The 16,477-nt window shown below is 69.8% G+C and carries 15 protein-coding genes; 9 read left to right on the plus strand and 6 right to left on the minus strand.

The window, feature by feature from the left end; all coding sequences use genetic code 11:
• Positions 1-78: 78 nt before the first annotated feature.
• A complete protein-coding gene (locus AB0F04_RS20970) occupies positions 79-513 on the plus strand; it encodes a VOC family protein (RefSeq protein WP_362043462.1) in 435 nt (144 codons plus the stop codon).
• 55 nt (positions 514-568) lie between these two features.
• On the opposite strand, the gene AB0F04_RS20975 is transcribed toward AB0F04_RS20970, so the two are convergent.
• Entirely contained in the window at positions 569-1,444 is an 876-nt protein-coding gene (locus AB0F04_RS20975) for an alpha/beta hydrolase (protein ID WP_362043463.1), read from the minus strand.
• 503 nt (positions 1,445-1,947) lie between these two features.
• Between AB0F04_RS20975 and AB0F04_RS20980 the strand changes: the two genes are divergently transcribed.
• The 4 genes from AB0F04_RS20980 to AB0F04_RS20995 all read left to right on the plus strand — a co-directional run bounded on the left by AB0F04_RS20980 (position 1,948) and on the right by AB0F04_RS20995 (position 6,599).
• Positions 1,948-2,868, plus strand: coding sequence for a glutathione S-transferase C-terminal domain-containing protein (locus AB0F04_RS20980; RefSeq protein WP_362043464.1), 921 nt, complete (start codon positions 1,948-1,950; stop codon positions 2,866-2,868).
• 183 nt (positions 2,869-3,051) lie between these two features.
• Complete coding sequence (locus AB0F04_RS20985) at positions 3,052-4,374, plus strand: aldehyde dehydrogenase family protein (protein WP_362043465.1); 1,323 nt, start codon at positions 3,052-3,054, stop codon at positions 4,372-4,374.
• A 230-nt stretch (positions 4,375-4,604) separates the two neighbouring features.
• Entirely contained in the window at positions 4,605-6,041 is a 1,437-nt protein-coding gene (locus AB0F04_RS20990) for a protein kinase (protein ID WP_362043466.1), read from the plus strand.
• A gap of 102 nt (positions 6,042-6,143) precedes the next feature.
• Complete coding sequence (locus AB0F04_RS20995; RefSeq protein ID WP_362043467.1) at positions 6,144-6,599, plus strand: hypothetical protein; 456 nt, start codon at positions 6,144-6,146, stop codon at positions 6,597-6,599.
• A 72-nt stretch (positions 6,600-6,671) separates the two neighbouring features.
• On the opposite strand, the gene AB0F04_RS21000 is transcribed toward AB0F04_RS20995, so the two are convergent.
• Complete coding sequence (locus AB0F04_RS21000; RefSeq protein ID WP_362043468.1) at positions 6,672-7,400, minus strand: beta-glucanase; 729 nt, start codon at positions 7,398-7,400, stop codon at positions 6,672-6,674.
• An 847-nt stretch (positions 7,401-8,247) separates the two neighbouring features.
• Between AB0F04_RS21000 and AB0F04_RS21005 the strand changes: the two genes are divergently transcribed.
• Positions 8,248-9,606, plus strand: a complete 1,359-nt coding sequence (locus tag AB0F04_RS21005) for an NlpC/P60 family protein (RefSeq protein WP_362043469.1) — start codon at positions 8,248-8,250, stop codon at positions 9,604-9,606.
• Between the two features lie 87 nt (positions 9,607-9,693).
• Positions 9,694-9,930 (plus strand): hypothetical protein, encoded by a 237-nt coding sequence (locus AB0F04_RS21010; RefSeq protein WP_362043470.1) that lies wholly within the window; start codon positions 9,694-9,696, stop codon positions 9,928-9,930.
• A gap of 437 nt (positions 9,931-10,367) precedes the next feature.
• On the opposite strand, the gene AB0F04_RS21015 is transcribed toward AB0F04_RS21010, so the two are convergent.
• Both AB0F04_RS21015 and AB0F04_RS21020 read right to left on the minus strand, forming a co-directional pair.
• A complete protein-coding gene (locus AB0F04_RS21015; RefSeq protein ID WP_362043471.1) occupies positions 10,368-11,876 on the minus strand; it encodes a DUF4246 domain-containing protein in 1,509 nt (502 codons plus the stop codon).
• 692 nt (positions 11,877-12,568) lie between these two features.
• Positions 12,569-12,715: a hypothetical protein gene (locus AB0F04_RS21020; protein ID WP_362043540.1), complete on the minus strand. Its 147-nt coding sequence runs from the start codon at positions 12,713-12,715 to the stop codon at positions 12,569-12,571.
• A gap of 211 nt (positions 12,716-12,926) precedes the next feature.
• On the opposite strand from AB0F04_RS21020, the gene AB0F04_RS21025 reads away from it, so the two are divergent.
• On the plus strand, positions 12,927-13,376 hold the full coding sequence (locus AB0F04_RS21025) for a VOC family protein (RefSeq protein ID WP_362043472.1): 450 nt from the start codon (positions 12,927-12,929) through the stop codon (positions 13,374-13,376).
• Between the two features lie 81 nt (positions 13,377-13,457).
• Positions 13,458-14,783: an APC family permease gene (locus AB0F04_RS21030; protein WP_362043537.1), complete on the plus strand. Its 1,326-nt coding sequence runs from the start codon at positions 13,458-13,460 to the stop codon at positions 14,781-14,783.
• 77 nt (positions 14,784-14,860) lie between these two features.
• On the opposite strand, the gene AB0F04_RS21035 is transcribed toward AB0F04_RS21030, so the two are convergent.
• Both AB0F04_RS21035 and AB0F04_RS21040 read right to left on the minus strand, forming a co-directional pair.
• Positions 14,861-15,055, minus strand: coding sequence for a zinc ribbon domain-containing protein (locus AB0F04_RS21035; protein ID WP_362043473.1), 195 nt, complete (start codon positions 15,053-15,055; stop codon positions 14,861-14,863).
• Positions 15,056-15,261: 206 nt separating this feature from the next.
• Positions 15,262-16,389 carry a PP2C family protein-serine/threonine phosphatase gene (locus AB0F04_RS21040; protein ID WP_362043474.1) on the minus strand — a complete coding sequence of 376 codons (1,128 nt, stop codon included), beginning with the start codon at positions 16,387-16,389 and terminating at the stop codon, positions 15,262-15,264.
• Positions 16,390-16,477: the final 88 nt, after the last annotated feature.

The following is a 16,477-nucleotide window of genomic DNA, read 5'->3' on the forward strand; positions in this document are numbered from 1 at the left end:
GCCCGAGCCGGAGGGCATGCTCAACGTCGGTGCCCACGGCGGGAGATGAGCGGCCGGGTCCCTTGCTATGGTGCGCCGATGGCATCGATCAGGCAGTTCCAGGTCACATTCGACTGCGCGCAGCCCGCGCGCCTCGCCGGCTTCTGGTGCGAGGTCCTGGGGTACGTCGTACCACCGGTCCCGCAAGGGTTCGCCACATGGGAGGACTACCACCGCTCGCTGCCGCCTGAGGAACAGGTCGTCTACTTCGCGTGCAGCGACCCCTCGGGCGTGGGCCCGCGCCTGCTCTTCCAGCGGGTCCCGGAGGGGAAGGTCGTCAAGAACCGCGTACACCTCGACGTGCGAGTCGGCACGGGTCTCGTCGGCGAAGAGCGCCTCGCCACACTGGAGGCCGAGTGCGCACGACTGGTCGCGCTCGGAGCGGTGCACGTACGGACGATGGTCGCCGATGAGGAGAACGAGTCGTGCATTCTGATGCGGGACATCGAGGGCAACGAGTTCTGCCTCGACTGAGCACCCTGCGCGACGCCGGGATCGCGCGGTCCGCGTGGCTGTCGCGCCGACGGCCCTACTCCACGTCTGAGCCGGGCCGAAGGAAGTCGGTGAGTGCGGAGGCCAGTGCCTCGGGGGCCTGTTCTGCGACGTGATGCCCCGAGTCGATGCCGTGGCCGCGGACATGGTGGGCCCACCGCCGCCAGATCGCGCGGGGATCTCCGTACAGATCCTCCAAGTCGTCCTGCAGCGACCACAGAACCAGCGTCGGGCAGATGACGCGCGCACCGGCGGCGAGGTCGGCCTCCTCGTGCCGCCGGTCGATCGTGAGGCCGGCGCGATAGTCCTCGAGCATCGCCCGCACCACATCGGGATCGCGTGTGGCCTGCCGCCACTCGTCGTGGTTCTCGCGTCCCATCGACTCGGGGTCGCCGCGGTACCAACCGTCCGGGTCGGCGGTGATGACCCGCTCGGGGATGCCGGGCTGCGCGAAGAAGAACCAGTGCCACCACTGGGTCGCGAACTCCACGGTGATGCGCGACAGATGCTCCGTCAGCGGCAGACAGTCCGCGAAGACCACCTGGGAAACGGTCCGGGGATGGTCGAGCGCGAGGCGCAGGGCCACGTTCCCTCCACGGTCGTGCCCGACCACTGCGAACCGGCGATGTCCGAGGTGGCGCATCACGGCCACCACGTCCCCGGCAACCGCGCGCTTGGAATAACCCGCATGATCCGCAGTGAAACCCGGCCCTCTGGAGCGCCCGTATCCGCGCAGGTCCGGGCAGACCACCGTGTGGCCGGCGCGCACGAGCAGCGGAGCGACCCGGTGCCACGTCGCCGATGTACGGGGATGGCCGTGCAGCAGCACCACCGGCGGACCGTCCCCGCCGAAGCGGACGAAGACGCGGGCCTCACCCACATCGATCTGCGCCGTCTCGAACCCCTCGAACACCCCGGCCTCCCTGGGCTCGGCCCACGCACCGCGACCCGCCGTCGGCACGGCACCACCGGGTGCCCCGGCCTGCAACGGCTATGTGTCCGCTTGTCCTGGGCTCGCACGCCGAACGACCATCGGCGTCAGGGGCACCGCTGAAGTCACCGGCGTCCCGGGCTCCGGACGCGACAACGGCAGCCCTCTTGACGTGGCGGGAAAGCCCCCTGACACTCCACGAGAGGGGTTCCCTAGTGCATGGGTAGGAAACGATGGAGCGTCCGGAGCCGACCGCCGACTGCGCCCCGCGCGTCGGCCGGTCTTCCCTCCTCCTCACCTCCCGCCGGCACATCGATCTGCTGCGTGTCTGCAGCGCCGCGAGCCCTCGGCGCTGAACCCGGGGTGCCCTCAGACACCGCACTCCGCCGCATGCGGGTGTGTTCCATCCCCCGCGTGCCCATTGCGTGCGCCGCCCGCCGCACCTCCCAGAGCCAGCAGCCGGAATCCGGAACCCAGGGAGACACATGCCGTCCACACCCCTGACCACCGTGCCGTCCCTCGCGTCCTCGCGGTCGTTCCACGGCAGGATCGGCTGCGACGCGAACAGCGGCTATCACGCCGTGCCGCGCCGCTACCGCCTCCACCTTTCGTTGTCCTGCCCGGACTGCCTGCAGATCGCCATCACCCACAGCCTGCTCGGTCTGGAGGACACACTCCCCGTCGTCCTGCTCCCGGCGATCCCCGACAGGCCCGACGGCGGACACTCCGCGTTGCACGCCCTGTACGAGGCCAGCTCGCACCGGCACCCCGGACCGGCCGTGGCACCGGTGCTGAGCGACAGCTGGACGGGCCGGATCGTCACCACGCACTCCTCGCACATCCTCCGGGACCTGGCCCGTCACTTCGGCGGCGACGCCCAGGACCGGCCCCTCCTCTACCCGCAGGGCGCGGAGGGAGAGATCGAGGCCGTGGAACGCCTCTGCGAGGACCGCATCGACGACGCCGCTCAGGTCGCCGGGAAGGCCGACACCGACGACACGGCGCGCCACCGCGCCCTCGGCTCCCTGCTCCGCGTCCTGGGCTCACTGGAGTGGCGTCTCGCCCACCGGAATTTCGTCCTCGGCGACGAGATGACCGCCGCCGACGTACGGCTGTGGGTCGCCCTGGTCCGGCTCGACACCGTGCACCGCCTGCACCTCGACGCCGCCGCGGTCCACCGCATCGCCGATCATCCGCACCTGTGGAGCTACGCACGCCGCCTCGCCGCCCACCCCGCCTTCGGCCGCCATCTCGACCTGGACGGCATCGCTGACCGGCACCACGCCCGATGCCGGGGCCTGGAGGCAGCAGGGGCAGCCGTGCGGATCCTGGACTGGGAGATCCACGTCGCGGACAGTCCAGGACGAGGGCCTGTCCCTGCCGGTGCGGACGGCCGCCCGGCCTGACCATGCCTGATCTGCCTGCTGTCTCTCAGGATCCGCGGGCCGGTGACCATTCCCCGGTCTCGTGAGCCTCATCACGAAACGTGTCGCCGGGATGCGTCGGAGGCACAAGAAAGGTTGGCATATACATCTGATCGAGTTTCCGCGCCGGGCGGGTGACCACCCGGCGCTCACCGGAGAGGCGCCATGAGCCACCACACACCCGAGAAGCCCGCCGACGTCGTGGCCCGGCTGCGCACGACCTTCCGCACCGGACGCACCAAGCCCGTGCAATGGCGCACCGGCCAGTTGCGCCGCATGCGGGCGATGCTCACCGAGCGGGGCGCCGACCTGGCCACCGCCCTCCACACCGACCTCGGCAAGAGCAGTACCGAGGCCTACCGCACCGAGATCGATTTCACCATCCGGGAGATCGACCACACCCTGGAGCACCTCGAGGGGTGGCTGCGCCCCGAGCCCGCCCCCGTCCCCGCGCGCCTGGGCGCCGACGCGACCGCCTGGACGCGGTACGACCCCCTCGGTGTCGTACTCGTCATCGCCCCGTGGAACTACCCGGCCCAGTTGCTGCTCGCCCCGGTGGTCGGCGCGCTCGCCTCCGGGAACGCGGTCGTGGCCAAGCCGAGCGAGCTGGCCCCGGCCACCTCCGCCGCGCTGGCCGACCTCCTTCCTGCCTACCTCGACACCGACGCGGTCGCCGTCGTGGAGGGCGGTGTCCCGGAGACCACGGCCCTGCTGGCGGAGCGGTTCGACCACGTCTTCTACACCGGCAACGGCACCGTGGGCCGCATCGTGATGCGCGCCGCCGCCGAACACCTCACCCCGGTCACCCTGGAACTCGGAGGCAAGTCCCCGGTGTTCGTCGACGACCACACCGACCTCGACGTGGTCGCCGGCCGGCTGGCCCGCGGCAAGTTCATCAACGCCGGGCAGACCTGTGTTGCCCCCGACTACGTCCTCGCCACCCCGGAGACCGCGGCCGCCCTGGAGTCCGCCCTCGTCCGCGCCCTCGACGCCCTGTACGGGCCGGACCCGGCCGCCTCGCCGGAATACGGCCGGATCATCAACGAACGGCATTTCGACCGGCTGTCCGCTCTGCTCGACTCAGGGCGTGTGGTGACAGGCGGCGCCGGCGACCGCACCGGCAAGTACATCGCGCCCACGGTGCTCGCGGACGTCGACCCGAAGTCCCCCGTGATGCAGGAGGAGATCTTCGGGCCGATCCTGCCCATCGTCACCGTGTCCGGCCTCGACGAGGCGATCGACTTCATCAACGACCGCGACAAGCCCCTCGCGCTGTACGTCTTCAGCGAGTCCGGCGAGACGCGCGACCGGATCGCCACGGAGACCTCCTCCGGCGGCCTCGGGTACGGCCTCCCACTGGCCCATCTCACGGTCTCCGACCTGCCGTTCGGCGGGGTGGGGGAGAGCGGCATGGGCAACTACCACGGGCGGTACTCCATCGAGACGTTCAGCCACCGCAAGGCGGTCCTGGACAAGCCGCTGGGCTGAAGTCGTCGTCCGGGCGCGCACCGCACCGCCATCTCCCATCGCCGTTCGTGAGGATTCCGGCGTGTCCTGACCGCGGCCCGGCCCCGCCTGAGCGCTCGTCCCACCCGCGGAACGAAAAGGCGAAACGTTCCCGCTGTTTGTGCAAGCGGCGGATGGATGGGTACCTGCGTGCGGCGGCACGTCGACGGCGGGCCTGTGAGCGATCGAGTGCGCGGAGTGGGGAGATCGAGGTGGGACTGCGCGAGGTGCGGGGCGCCCGGGCCTTTCGAGGCTGTGCCCGGATACTGGCGGGCCGCTACCGTCTGGATGCGCTGATCGGTTCGGGTGGGGCGGCCGACGTGTACCGCGGGTTCGACCTCCGGTTGCGCCGGCCGGTCGCCGTGAAGGTCTTCCGCCCCGGTACCGGCTTCGACACGGAGGAGGCCTTCCGGAGCGAGGCCGTGATCCTCGCCCGACTGCAGCACCCCGGACTGGTGACCGCCTTTGACGCCGGGCGCGATGACGGCGATGCCTTCCTGGTCATGCAGCTGATCGACGGACGCACCCTGAAGTCCCGCATCGCCGAGGGGCCCCTGCCGTGCGCGGAGGCGGCCGCGCTCGGGGCGTCCCTGGCCATGGCTCTGGCCCATGCCCACGAGGAGGGCATCGTCCATCGGGACGTCAAACCGTCCAACATCCTCCTCGACTCCTCCGGCCACGCCCACCTGACGGACTTCGGCATCTCCCGGATGGTGGATGCGACCACCCGCACCGCCACCGACACCCTGACCGGCACGGCGGCCTATCTTTCCCCCGAGCAGGTGCTGGGCCGGCCGGTCGGCCGGCCCGCCGACATCTACGCACTCGGCCTGGTCCTCCTGGAGAGCCTCACCGGCCGACTCGAGTACGACGGCGGCCCCCTGGAGTCCGCCGTAGCGCGCCTGCACCGCCCGCCCGTCCTGCCCGACTTCCTGCCGGAGGACTTCGCCACCCTCCTTCGGGACATGACCGGTCTGGAAGAACATGTCCGTCCCGGGGCGTACGACTGCGCACAGACCCTGACCCGTCTCTCCGGAACGAGCGCAGAGGTGCCTGCCGTACCCGTTTCCCGGCCCGCACACAGCGTCGTACCCCTCACGGCCACGGATCGCGCCGACCGTACACACCGAAGCGTGTCACCTGCTGCGCAGGCGCCCAGCAGGCCGAATACCACGACAGGACGTCCCCCCGAGGTGTCCCGGTCCGCCTCCGTACGCGGCCGCCTGCGGACGCGTGGGGTGGCGGCTGCGCTGGCCGCCCTTCTCGCCACTGGTCTGGTCGTCACGGACGGCTTGTCACAGCACGACGCCGCAGACGAAGCGGCCCCGTCCGCCCCGGACCCGGTCGCTCCTGCCACCCCGCGGGACACCGCCGCTCGCAAGGACGACACGCCCGCCGCGTCGGTGACCGGGCCCTCGCGCGGCCCTTCCGATTCCGCCCAGCCGCCGGAGAACGATTCCGCTCCCGTACGCGCCGCTCATCCGCGCTCTGCCGAGCCAGAGCCGGGTGCCGACCGCGCCGCCACCGCCGGCGCCCCCGAACCCGCGACGGCCCGCGCGGTCGCCAAGGACAGGGCGAAGACCCCCGGCAAGCCGTCGGGGCAAGCACGAGGCAGGCAGGGGGGAAAGAAAGCAGCACCCGCCAAGTAAGGTGCGCAGCCGAACGGCACGTGCTGACCGCGGCGAGGGAGAAGACGTACATGCCCGATCTGGACTTCTACGCCCACGTGGCGACGCGCGGCGATGTGCTGGGTGGGGATCGGTGCGCGGCCCGCCGAGTGGGAGGCCGTGCTCGGCACTGATTTTCTGGACGTCGAGGACAGGGGGCTGCTGCGGCGGGACTACGGGCTCGTGGAGCTGTCGTTCCAGGAGGACGACGGCGCCTGGCCCTGCTTCAGGGTGAGCGTGCAGGTGCACCGTCTGCGGCAGGGCACGGAGTCGTCGGTACCGGCGGCCCTGCGCAGCGTCTACGGCGCCTTCACGGCCACGCCGAGCTTCGAGGACCTGGCCCCCGCCATCGCCGAGCGCGGCTGCTCGGTGGAAGCCGAAACGGACGAGAACGGCACGGCCGGCGACATCCACCGCTACCGTGTGCCCGAATCCGGAGTGAGGATCTTCGTCTGCGCGGACGAAGAGGACGCCCAGGGACAATCGGGTGAGATCTGGCGCCTCAGCGTGCCTCCCACGTGGTGGTGTGAGGCCGGCTGATCAGACGCTCGGGCTGGACCGTGTCACCGCCCGGGGCCCGTCCCTGCTTCCTGTGTGCCGCCTCATGTGCCTTCACGCGTCCGGTCGCTGGTCGCTGGTGGTCGGTCGCCGTACGAGCAGGTGGCTCACCTCGTATGACATCTCAGTCGTTCCCGGCTGCGGTGCGGGGTGGTATCTCCCCGCGCAGACCGAGAGGTTGACGATGAGGTAGGCGTGCCAGCTCCGGCCCACGCCTCGCCCGTCGGTGAAGACCGGTCTGCCGTTGAGCCACCAGTCCACCGAGCGGCTGCCGAAGACGGTGCGCAGGTTCACCCATGCGCCCGGGCGGATCGCCTGGTCACGGTGGTAGCGGTTGCTGCCGCGGACGTGGTTGGTGAATTCGAGCAGGTCGGGGTTGTCCGGGTGGTACTCGAAGACGTCGATCTCCTGGTCGCCGTCGCGCCAGGTCCAGATCGCAGGCCAGGCCCCGATCTCCGTGGGCAGTCGTACCCGGGCTTCCAGTACGTCCCCGGCACGGACGGTGAAGCCCTCCTCGCTGCCCTCGGTGGTGAGCAGTCCGGTGTCCCACCGGCCGTCCTGTCGTCGTGTGGCACGGAAGACGCCGGAGCGGCTGTATGCGGCGTCGGCCACCAGATGGTCGAGCTTGTCGTCGAGCGGGTTGACCGGGCCTCCACCGGGATAGGCCCAGGAACGCCCCGCGACCCACTGGGTGGTGGAGGTGAAGTCGGCGGTGAAGGCGACCGGTGTGGAAAGCGGGTGCCCGGGAACGGGAAGTGAGCCGGCCGGTGAGGGTTCGGTCATGGCGGATGTCTGACCGCTCGGAGGTCGCCTATGCGCCCGGCCCACGGCTTCGGTTCAGAGATGACCCTTTCAGGCGAACGTCGCGCTTCAACGGGCTCTCCCCTGCAAAATCGGAGACGGCTCGTTCGAGGGCGAAGGTGTGCCGGACGGGCGCCGGTGTTCGCAATCGCCCGATGGTGGAACTGATCTTGGGTGGGAGACACTTCATCCTGGAAGGTTGTCCGGGAGTGGAGCCCGCGGGAGAGGCGGTGACGACGAGTGGGTGAGCAAGGCGGCCGCGACTGGGTGGGCATGACTCCGGACGACTTCGACCGTGAAGCGCCGCCCCGCCCGGAGGTCGACGGACGGATACCGGCCGAGTTGGACGAGTGCGGCACGGCTCCTCTCTTCGGTGACGAACCAGCGCCGGCAACCACAAGCCGGCCCGCCCCGCGTTCTCTTCGTCAAGGCCTGCAGGGTCGGCTGTTCTGACTCCCGGGCCGGCTTCGCACGCAGTGCGTGGGCCGTTCGACGCCCGCCTCCGCGGTGCGCCCCGGAAACCGCGCCGAGAAGTCCGCGTGCGACGCGGTGGGCGAAGAGACGGGGCGAAGATCACAACGGCATATCAGGCATTTCACTCTTCGATCTTCACGGAAGGCGCACAAGTTAGCTAAGTTGGTCACCGTGTGCACAACTCTCGCCGATCGGTCGGTGGTTTCGTGCGCTCGGAACGGAAGGAGTGCCCTTCTCATGGCACTTGAACGAACCTCGCGTCCCGGAGTGACCGACTTCCCGGACAGGGCCGACTCCTCTGCCGCGGCGGCTCTCACCGCCGGGGCCCGGCTCTCCCAGCTGGCTGGTGCCCGCGTTGGCGACTGAGGCCGAAGGGCCGAGCCCTGACGAGGTGCGGCGGTGGGTCGACAGGCTCTACGACCGGGCCGAGAGCGACACCGGTACCTTCAACGCGACCCGTGCCGCCGCCATCCCGCGGCAGCGGGACGCGGCCACCCGGGGCCGGTCCCGTGACGACGCGGAGCCGGCGGTCGGAACCCTGGCCCGGAAGTGGTTCGACGCCGCCCGCACCAAGTTGGGCCCGACCGTGCCGGCCTGGCACACGGGCCAGAAGGCGTCGGCCCGGCCCGACCGCGCGCCCCAACCGGCACGCCCCGTGCGCCAGGCGGAACGGCCCGCGGAACCCCTCGCCCTCGAAGCGCCCCCGACACCCACCCGTGCCGTTCTCGAGCTGCCCGGCGGATCGGCGGAGGCACGGACCACTGGCTTCCTGCCGGAGTTCCCCGAGCAGCGTGCCGCACCGGCTGCGGCAGGCAACGCCCGGCAGGACGAGGGTGTCTGGCGAACCGGTGCACAGCCGGTGCTCGACGAAGGCATGTCGGCGTGGCAGCCGTACGAGCCCTCACCGACGCCCGGCCTGCCGGCCACCACAATGCTGCCCGTCGTTCCGGATCCCGCTGCGGCGCTGCCCGCCGTACCGGCCCTCGGCGCGGGTGCTCAGGCGGACCTTCCAGCAGGTGTGACGGAGGCGTACGGTGCCGGTCCGGCGGCCGTCGCGACCACACCGTACGCCGCGGCTCCGGCAGCCGATCTCACCGCGTACCGCCGCGCCGATCCCCTGGCCGAGGCGACCACCGCGACCTACGGCGCAGGGCTGCCGGACACCCTCGCAGCGACCCTGGCGGCTCCTGCCGCACCGGTACCCACCGGACCGGTCACCGCACTCGCCCCCGCACCGCCGACGTCTGCTGCCGCCGCACCGGCCCCGGACATCCCCACGGCCCGGGAAACGCCCACCACCCCCTACACAACCGGCGCCTACGGTGGATCCTGGTCGTCTCCGGAACACGGTCACAACACCCGGATCGAGCGGGTGATCGCCTTCGCCCGCGCGCAGACCGGTCGGCCCTGCGTCTGGGGCGCGGTCGGGCCGGGATCGTACGACGCGCCGGGTCTGACCCAGGCGGCGTGGAAGTCGGCGGGTGTCACGCTTCCTCGGACCGTCCAGGCCCAGTGGGAAGCGGGGGTGCAGGTCTCGCTCGCCGAGGCCCAGGTCGGGGACCTGGTCTTCTTCCATGACGACCTCAGCCACGTCGGCATCTGGAGCGGCGACGGCATGATGATTCACGCCCCGGGGCCAGGAGCGCTGATCCGTGAGGAATCGGTGTTCTTCGCCGGCCAGTCGGCGATCAGGGGCGCCATCCGCCCGGCCTGACACACCTCACCACCGGTGTGCAGTCCGGGAAGAAGTGAGGTGGGGGATTCCGCCATGTGCCCGAGCGATCAGGGCACTTGGCGGTGCATGACACTGCCCACACCGTTGAAGACCGTCCTGCTCGTCGTGCTGACCTACGCCTTTCTCGTACTGCTCCTGCGCTATCGAGGAGACGGCATGGACTGGGGCCCGGCCCTGCTGATCGGGCTGCTCGCCACGCCTCTGACTCTCCTGCTGTCATGGGGGCGGGACCGGTTCATCGGCAGGGCGCGGAGAGCAGGCGAACGGGCGCGGGCTCGCCGTCGAGGCGCATCGGCCGAGTAGGGCCGGGCGGGCACCGGCACGGAGAGCCGTACCTCCTGTGCCTGGAAGCCGTTGAGGTCTGGTCTTGTCCAGCTCAGCCACCAACTCCGTCCGGAGCACAGGGGGTCATCAAGTGACCAGCGACATTGTCCCGAACCGCCGGTTCTACCCGCTCGGTTACTGCGCCGTCTTCGGGCCGAGTCCGGACACGCTGCCCGGCCTGGCGACCCCCGTGGCTTCGGCGAAGCAGGGGATCGTCTACTTCTTCAACCCGGCCGCAGACCTGTCCGGACTTGACCTGAACACAGGTCGACAGCGGCAAGACGAGGCCCGGCTTCGCCGGGCACGCCCCAACTCCTCCTCTACGAGGATGGGCTCGTCGTCCGGAACGGCAGCAAGATGGTTTCCCTGCCTTCCTGGGCCTCGCCGCCCATCTCCGGTCCGCCGGGAGAAGGGGCTCAGTGCTCGCAAAGGGAAAACTCTCGTTCGTACAGCTGCTCGTTGTGTTCGTCGACGAAGAACTTGCGTTCCTGCATGAGCTGTTCGCGGTAGCGCTTGGCTTCTTCAAGCGTCATGGTCGAGGTGTCGGACCAGGGTTGCTGCGGTGGCACATCGGATGTCGAGACGATGGTCTCTGACGGGTCCACCAGGAAGAACGCGAGGATCTTGCGGTAGCCAGGGCGCGTGGGGTCCACGAGGCGGAATGAGCCGACCCGGTGTTGCAGGACGTTCGGGAACGCAAGGCAGCGGCCCGCCGGGGTCGCAGCCGATCCCAGCATCTGGTTCAGCGCGTCCTCATCCTCCAGGCCGTAGACCTCGCGAAGGCCGTTGTCGTCGTTCTGTTGGTAATCCGGGTCGTCGAGCGCCGCCCGGAAGCCCAGCTGGCTTTCGGTGATGTTCTCACTGTCCCAGTAGTAGATGCCGGTGGAGACGATCCGCTCGTTCAGCATCCCTTCTACGTGCCAGGACCCGCCGGGGTACTCGGGCTTACCGGGCGTGAGGTGAATCGTGGCGAGCTTGACGATGACCTGGAGGCGGCGGCCGCGCAGGTCGACGCGGGCGGATTCATCGGGCCGCTCGGGCGGGGTGAAGGCAGGTGCGTCCGGGACGACCGGGCGGCGGTCTTCCCACCATGCGTCATGAGCCTCGGCCCATGCGTGGCGGGCTTCTTCGTAGGCCCCGTCATCACTGTAGGAGGATCTGTCCGGGTACTCGGGCTCCGAGTCGTACCAGCCGTAGGGATCGGCCTCGATCCGCAGGGGCCGCGGATGGCGTAGATCGGTGAGGACGTTCTCCAGCAGCGGGCGCATTCGCGCGAACACGTCCGGCAGGACGGAGGCCAGTTCCTGGTGGGCTTCGGGGTGGACATTGTTGACGTACGACCGGAAGACGACATCGCCCTCGTCACTGACATCGACGTCCGTGGGAAGCCACTGGAACTTCTCCGAGAACTCGTACTTCGAGTAGTGGTTCGTCGGGTTCCGCCAAGCCCGCTCAGGCGCCCCGCTCACCCCCCGCACCAAGCAGAAAAGTGAGGGATGAACCAGATCCAATACCTGTCCGTCCGAGCCGGGATGCCAGTCCCGCTCTTCTTCCGGAACCTGCTCCAGGACCTCAACCGCCTTGCGCAACCGGGATCTGAGAATGTCGTCGACCAGCGTGTCCGACTGCCACACCCCGTCGACGGCGGACACCTCGACGCCGGTCCGCTCATCTCGCAGGGCGGCGTAATGCGCGAGTTCGTCCACCACATAACGAACTTGGGCTTCGGTGAGCCCATGGGAAACCGCTTCTTGCGTCCACCTCGCGACGATGCCCGCGTCATTCCGCTTGTCGAACCACCCCGCCTTCGCCCTGATGTGCGCGCTGCACTGCATCATCTGGAGCTCCCGCAGCGTTCGCGGTGGCGTGAACGATATGGAACGGGCAGCCTGAAACGGCAAAGGGAAGGCAGACGAGCCGGTCAATTCTCTCGGTCCTCACAGTCGGTGCGGGTGGCCGGAAGGATACGTCAGCGGACTGACACTGCCTCCGGATCCCTGCCACCGCTGGTCCGACCGCCGGGCGCTGCGGAGGGCCCCGGGGACTTCCTGGACGTCCCCTGCCTCCCGGGAAGCGGTGCGAGCCGTCGACGTCCTGCGAGACGAAGCGGGGCGAAGCTCTGGACTTGCTCAAGAAGCGCTTCAGGCCACGACAACGCCGGTCATACTGCGGGCAATCCGGGCACAGCTCGGCGGAAGGGGGCGTCGTGTTGATCGCATTCGTATTGGTGGGCGTACTGGCAGTCGTCACCGTGGTCACCTGGATGGTGCGCCGGGCATGGCGTCGTGCGTGGGAGGATCTGTCCCTCCGGGCAACCGCGCACGGGTCGAGCACCGGGCCGGGCTGGGGAACCTGGCCGACCAGCACCGGAACGCACAGCGCGACGACGACGCACGAGGGCTGCAGCCCGGTCGACTCGTCCTGGTGGGTGGCAGGAGGGAGCGAGGGCACGTCGAGTGACTGCTCCAGCGGTGGTTCCTCATCCTGTGGGAGCAGCTCGTCGTCCTGTGGGAGCAGCTCCTCCTCGTGCGGCAGCAGCTCGTCGTCTTGCGGGAGCAGCTCGTCGTCCTGCAGCAGTTCCTGCTGACCGGAACCATGCCCTTCGACGACCGGGGCGTCATACTCCCCGGTCGACGAAGGGTTCGAGACGCACGACGACGCCCTTCGACGTGGACTGGTTGCTGATGCCGGCGACGCTGTCCAGCGGCACGAGGACGTTCGTCTCCTGGGAGCAGGCGGTGGCCGGCGGACGGTGACGCGTCACGCTGTCACCGCACGCGCGCGCCCTCGTCATGCGTGCATCCGACTTCGCGTCACGCCGATGTCCGCGGGCGCCGCCCCACGCGTACACAGCCGACGTCCTTCAGTCAGCCGGCAGTGTCAGGACAGTCAGGGTCGAAGAGCTGCTCGGGCACACGACCTTCGTTCCCCCGAGTGGGTCGTTCGGGCGGGGCCGGGCCGGGCACCTGGAGTTTATGACTAACGACGCAGGCCGCATCCGGCTGGTGCAGACCGTGCTCGACAGCACCGACGCCCGCAAACTCGCCGAGTTCTACCGGTCCCTGCTGGGGCTCGATTACGCGGAGGGGGACGAGCCGCCTTCGGCCGGCCAGCCGGACGAGCACGGCCGGGACTGGCTCGTCCTGCGCCATCCCGGCGGTGGACCGCGGCTCGCCTTCCAGCAGGTGGACCGCCTTCGCGAACCGGACTGGCCCGACGGCCAGGTGCCCCAGCAGATGCACCTGGATCTGAGTGTCGCCTCGCTGGAGGAACTGCGCGGCCAGCACGAACGCGTGCTCAACCTCGGCGGCAGCCTGCTCAGCAACCGGGACCGGCCGGATCCTGACGACGAGGAGCGCTTCCGGGTCTACCGGGACCCCGAGGGCCACCCGTTCTGCGTCTTCGTCGCAGAGCGGGACGAGTAGCCCCGCATGAGCACAGGGGGCAACGACGGCGCGAGGACACGAGGCGGTATGGCGAGAGAAGTCGGGAACAGAGGGCCGGCGATGTCGGCGGAACGGGGAGGGGCGCCGGAAGGAGCCGCGCTCAAGCGCGCGCTGACGACGCCGCTGTTGTACTTCTTCATCCTGGGTGACGTGCTCGGCGCCGGCGTCTATGTCCTGATCGGCCAGGTCGCGGCCGACGCCGGGGGAGCGGTGTGGGTGCCGCTGGTCGTCGCCCTGATGCTGGCACTGCTGACCGCCGCCTCCTACGCCGAGCTGGCGACGAAGTATCCGCGGGCGGGCGGAGCCTCCCACTACGCGACGCGCGCTTTCGGACCGCTTGCCGGCTTCGTCGCGGGGTGTTGCATGCTGGCCGCCGGTCTCGTCTCCGTGGCCGCTCTCGCCCGCGGCTTCGGCGGTGACTACCTGTCGGCCTTCGTGACCCTGCCCGTGGGACTCGTGGCAGTGCTGTTCCTGGGACTGCTCGCCCTGGTGAACGCCCGAGGCATCAAGGAGTCGACCCGAGCCAACGCCGTCGCCACGCTCGTCGAGGTGGGCGGACTGGCCGTCATCGTCGTCCTCGGTGCTTGGCTGCTGTTGCGCGGCGATGGTGACGCCGGGAGGCTCACGCAGGTGGGCACGCCGGAGAAAGGGGCGGCGACGGCCGTGCTGAGCGGCTCGGTACTGGCCTACTACTCCTTCGTCGGGTTCGAGACCTCGGTGAACGTCGCCGAGGAGACCCGCGACCCGCGGCGGTCCTACCCGCGTGCCCTGTTCGGCGCCCTCGCCACCGCAGGCGCCGTGTACGTGCTGGTGGGCATCGGCGCGTCCGCAGCGGTACCGACCGCGCAGCTGGCCGGGTCGAGCGGTCCGTTGCTGGAGGTCGTGAAGGAGGCGGGCGGCGTGCCGCCCCGCCTGTTCAGCGCCATCGCACTCGTCGCGGTGGCCAACGGCGCGCTGCTCACCGGCATCATGTCCTCACGCCTGGCCTACGGTATGGCCAAGGACGGGCTGCTGCCCGCTGTGCTGACCAAGGTGCTGCCGGGCCGTCGCACACCATGGGCCTCGATCGCGGTCACCACGCTGCCGGCGATGCTCTTGGCCCTCACCGGCAGCGTGGCCACCCTGGCGTCCACGCTGGTCTTGTTGCTGCTGGTCGTCTTCCTCATGGTCAACGCCGCGGTGCTGGTCCTTCGCCGAGACCCGGGCGAGGCCGGCCACTTCCGTACTCCGATCGCACTGCCCGTGCTGGGCATCGCGTCCTGTGTCGTGCTGGCCACGCAGATCGAGGCACAGGTCTGGCTGCGCGGACTTGCGATCCTGGCCGTCGCTACAGTGCTCGGCGCGCTCACCGCCGTGCGGCGAAACAGGAGCCGTGACAGCCGGTGAGGTGCGTGGCGGTTCCCTCCCCCGGGCCGGGCAGCTCACCTGCGTTCATCGCCCCTGCCGGGTCAGCTGCTGTTCGGTCACTGTCGCCCTTGCTGTCCGGCCCGTCCCTCGAAGTCCCGGCGCACTGCCGCACCTTCGTCGTCGACCAGCCCGTTCTCATGCGGGAAGTCCAGCACCGTTCCGCAGTGGCTGCACAGCTTCCCGTCCTCGGCGGGGGTGCCGCATGCCTTGCAGAACCGATTGCCCTTCTGGTTCTCGTTTCCCTGCGTCATGACTCTCCGGAAGCAGCTCGGAAGTATCGGTTTCGGATGCGGGGTACCCATGGTGCCGGAGTCGATACCGTGGCCGACCGGGCCGCGACGGCCAGCCGTCCTTCGCAGTGGATCGGCGCACGGCGGGCTCTCGAGGCGGGGCGACGACCGTGCCGAGTTCCTCTGGACAGTGGCTCTCCCCATCTGTCGGCCGCCGGCGCGACGGTTCAGCCCGCAGCCCCGACGATTCCCGGGCCCTGCGCGGTGGAGCGTCTCAGCGCGAGGGCCGCGATGTCGTCGTCGAGTCGTCCGCCGCTGTGCCGGAGCAGATCCCGGTGCAGCCGGTCCAGCAGATCGCGGGGGTGCTCCGGGCTCTGTCGCCGCATCCAGTCCGGCAGTGGGAAGAACCGGCCGTTGTGGTCCCGGGTCTCCGATACGCCGTCCGTGTACAGCAGCAGCTGATCACCGGGGGCGAAGGAGACGATGTCGACCCGGTAGCGATCACCGATGAGCGCCGCGAGGTTGAGGGGCGGGGAGGGGGCCGTGGGCTCCAGAACCCGGACCTTCCCGTAGTGCGCGATCAGTGGCGGGGGATGTCCGCAGTTGAGGAGTCGTAGTCGGCTGCCGTCGTGCGGGATCTCGGCGAGGAGGGCGGTGGCGAAGTGCTCGGGCCGGTCGTGGGCGGGGAAGGCTGCGCTGTGACGGGTGACGGTGGTTTCCAGGCGGTGGACGATGCCCTGGAGGTCGGGTTCGTCATAGGCGGCCTCCCTGAAGCAGCTGATCACCGCCGAGGCTGCCCCCACTGCGGACAGCCCCTTGCCCCGGACGTCGCCGATGAGCAGACGAACCCCGTGCGGTGTACCGATCGCCTCGTAGAAGTCGCCGCCGATACGGGCTTGTTCCTGGGCTGCCAGATACAGCGATTCGATCTCGACCCCCTCGATGCGTTGCGGCAGCGGGCGCAGCAGCACCTTCTGGGCCGCGTCGGCGACGAGCCGGACCTGGAAGAGCGTCTCCTCCCGCTGAAGTCGGACATGACTGCCGTACGCGGCCGCCAAGGTGACCGCGACGATCGCGGCCGAGGTGTACGGCGTGCCCAGATCAGTGTGGAAGAAGCTGAGGACGATCATGAGCACGAGGCAGAAGGCCCCCAGCGCCACGGTGGGGAGCACGGGCCACATCGCGGCCGCAAGGGCGGGCGCGGCGGGCAGAAGGCGGCTGAAGGCGATCTCCCTCGGAGTGGAGAAGGCCAGGACGGCGATGAAGACGGTCACGATCAGGGGCGCCAGCCGGGCAGCATCCCATCGGCCGCTGTAGGCGGGGCGACGGCGCCGCAGCCGTGCAGACGTGATCACAAAAGTATCTTATCGGTCTAATCGGTCATGGGGTGTGCAGGGACCGGGCGCGCCCTGGCTACTTGGGATCACGAATGCTAGAAAGGTC

It is taken from the genome of Streptomyces sp. NPDC029041, from assembly GCF_040637515.1.
GTDB lineage: Bacteria > Actinomycetota > Actinomycetes > Streptomycetales > Streptomycetaceae > Streptomyces.

What these genes read in the sequence shown, in the direction of transcription:
- AB0F04_RS21010 (WP_362043470.1), top strand. Translation starts at nt 9,694, where the DNA reads ATGACACTGCCCACACCGTTGAAGACCGTCCTGCTCGTCGTGCTGACC.
- AB0F04_RS21025 (WP_362043472.1), top strand. Translation starts at nt 12,927, where the DNA reads ATGACTAACGACGCAGGCCGCATCCGGCTGGTGCAGACCGTGCTCGAC.
- AB0F04_RS20980 (WP_362043464.1), top strand. Translation starts at nt 1,948, where the DNA reads ATGCCGTCCACACCCCTGACCACCGTGCCGTCCCTCGCGTCCTCGCGG.
- AB0F04_RS21000 (WP_362043468.1), bottom strand. Translation starts at nt 7,400, where the DNA reads ATGACCGAACCCTCACCGGCCGGCTCACTTCCCGTTCCCGGGCACCCG.
- AB0F04_RS20985 (WP_362043465.1), top strand. Translation starts at nt 3,052, where the DNA reads ATGAGCCACCACACACCCGAGAAGCCCGCCGACGTCGTGGCCCGGCTG.
- AB0F04_RS20970 (WP_362043462.1), top strand. Translation starts at nt 79, where the DNA reads ATGGCATCGATCAGGCAGTTCCAGGTCACATTCGACTGCGCGCAGCCC.
- AB0F04_RS21035 (WP_362043473.1), bottom strand. Translation starts at nt 15,055, where the DNA reads ATGACGCAGGGAAACGAGAACCAGAAGGGCAATCGGTTCTGCAAGGCA.
- AB0F04_RS21030 (WP_362043537.1), top strand. Translation starts at nt 13,458, where the DNA reads ATGTCGGCGGAACGGGGAGGGGCGCCGGAAGGAGCCGCGCTCAAGCGC.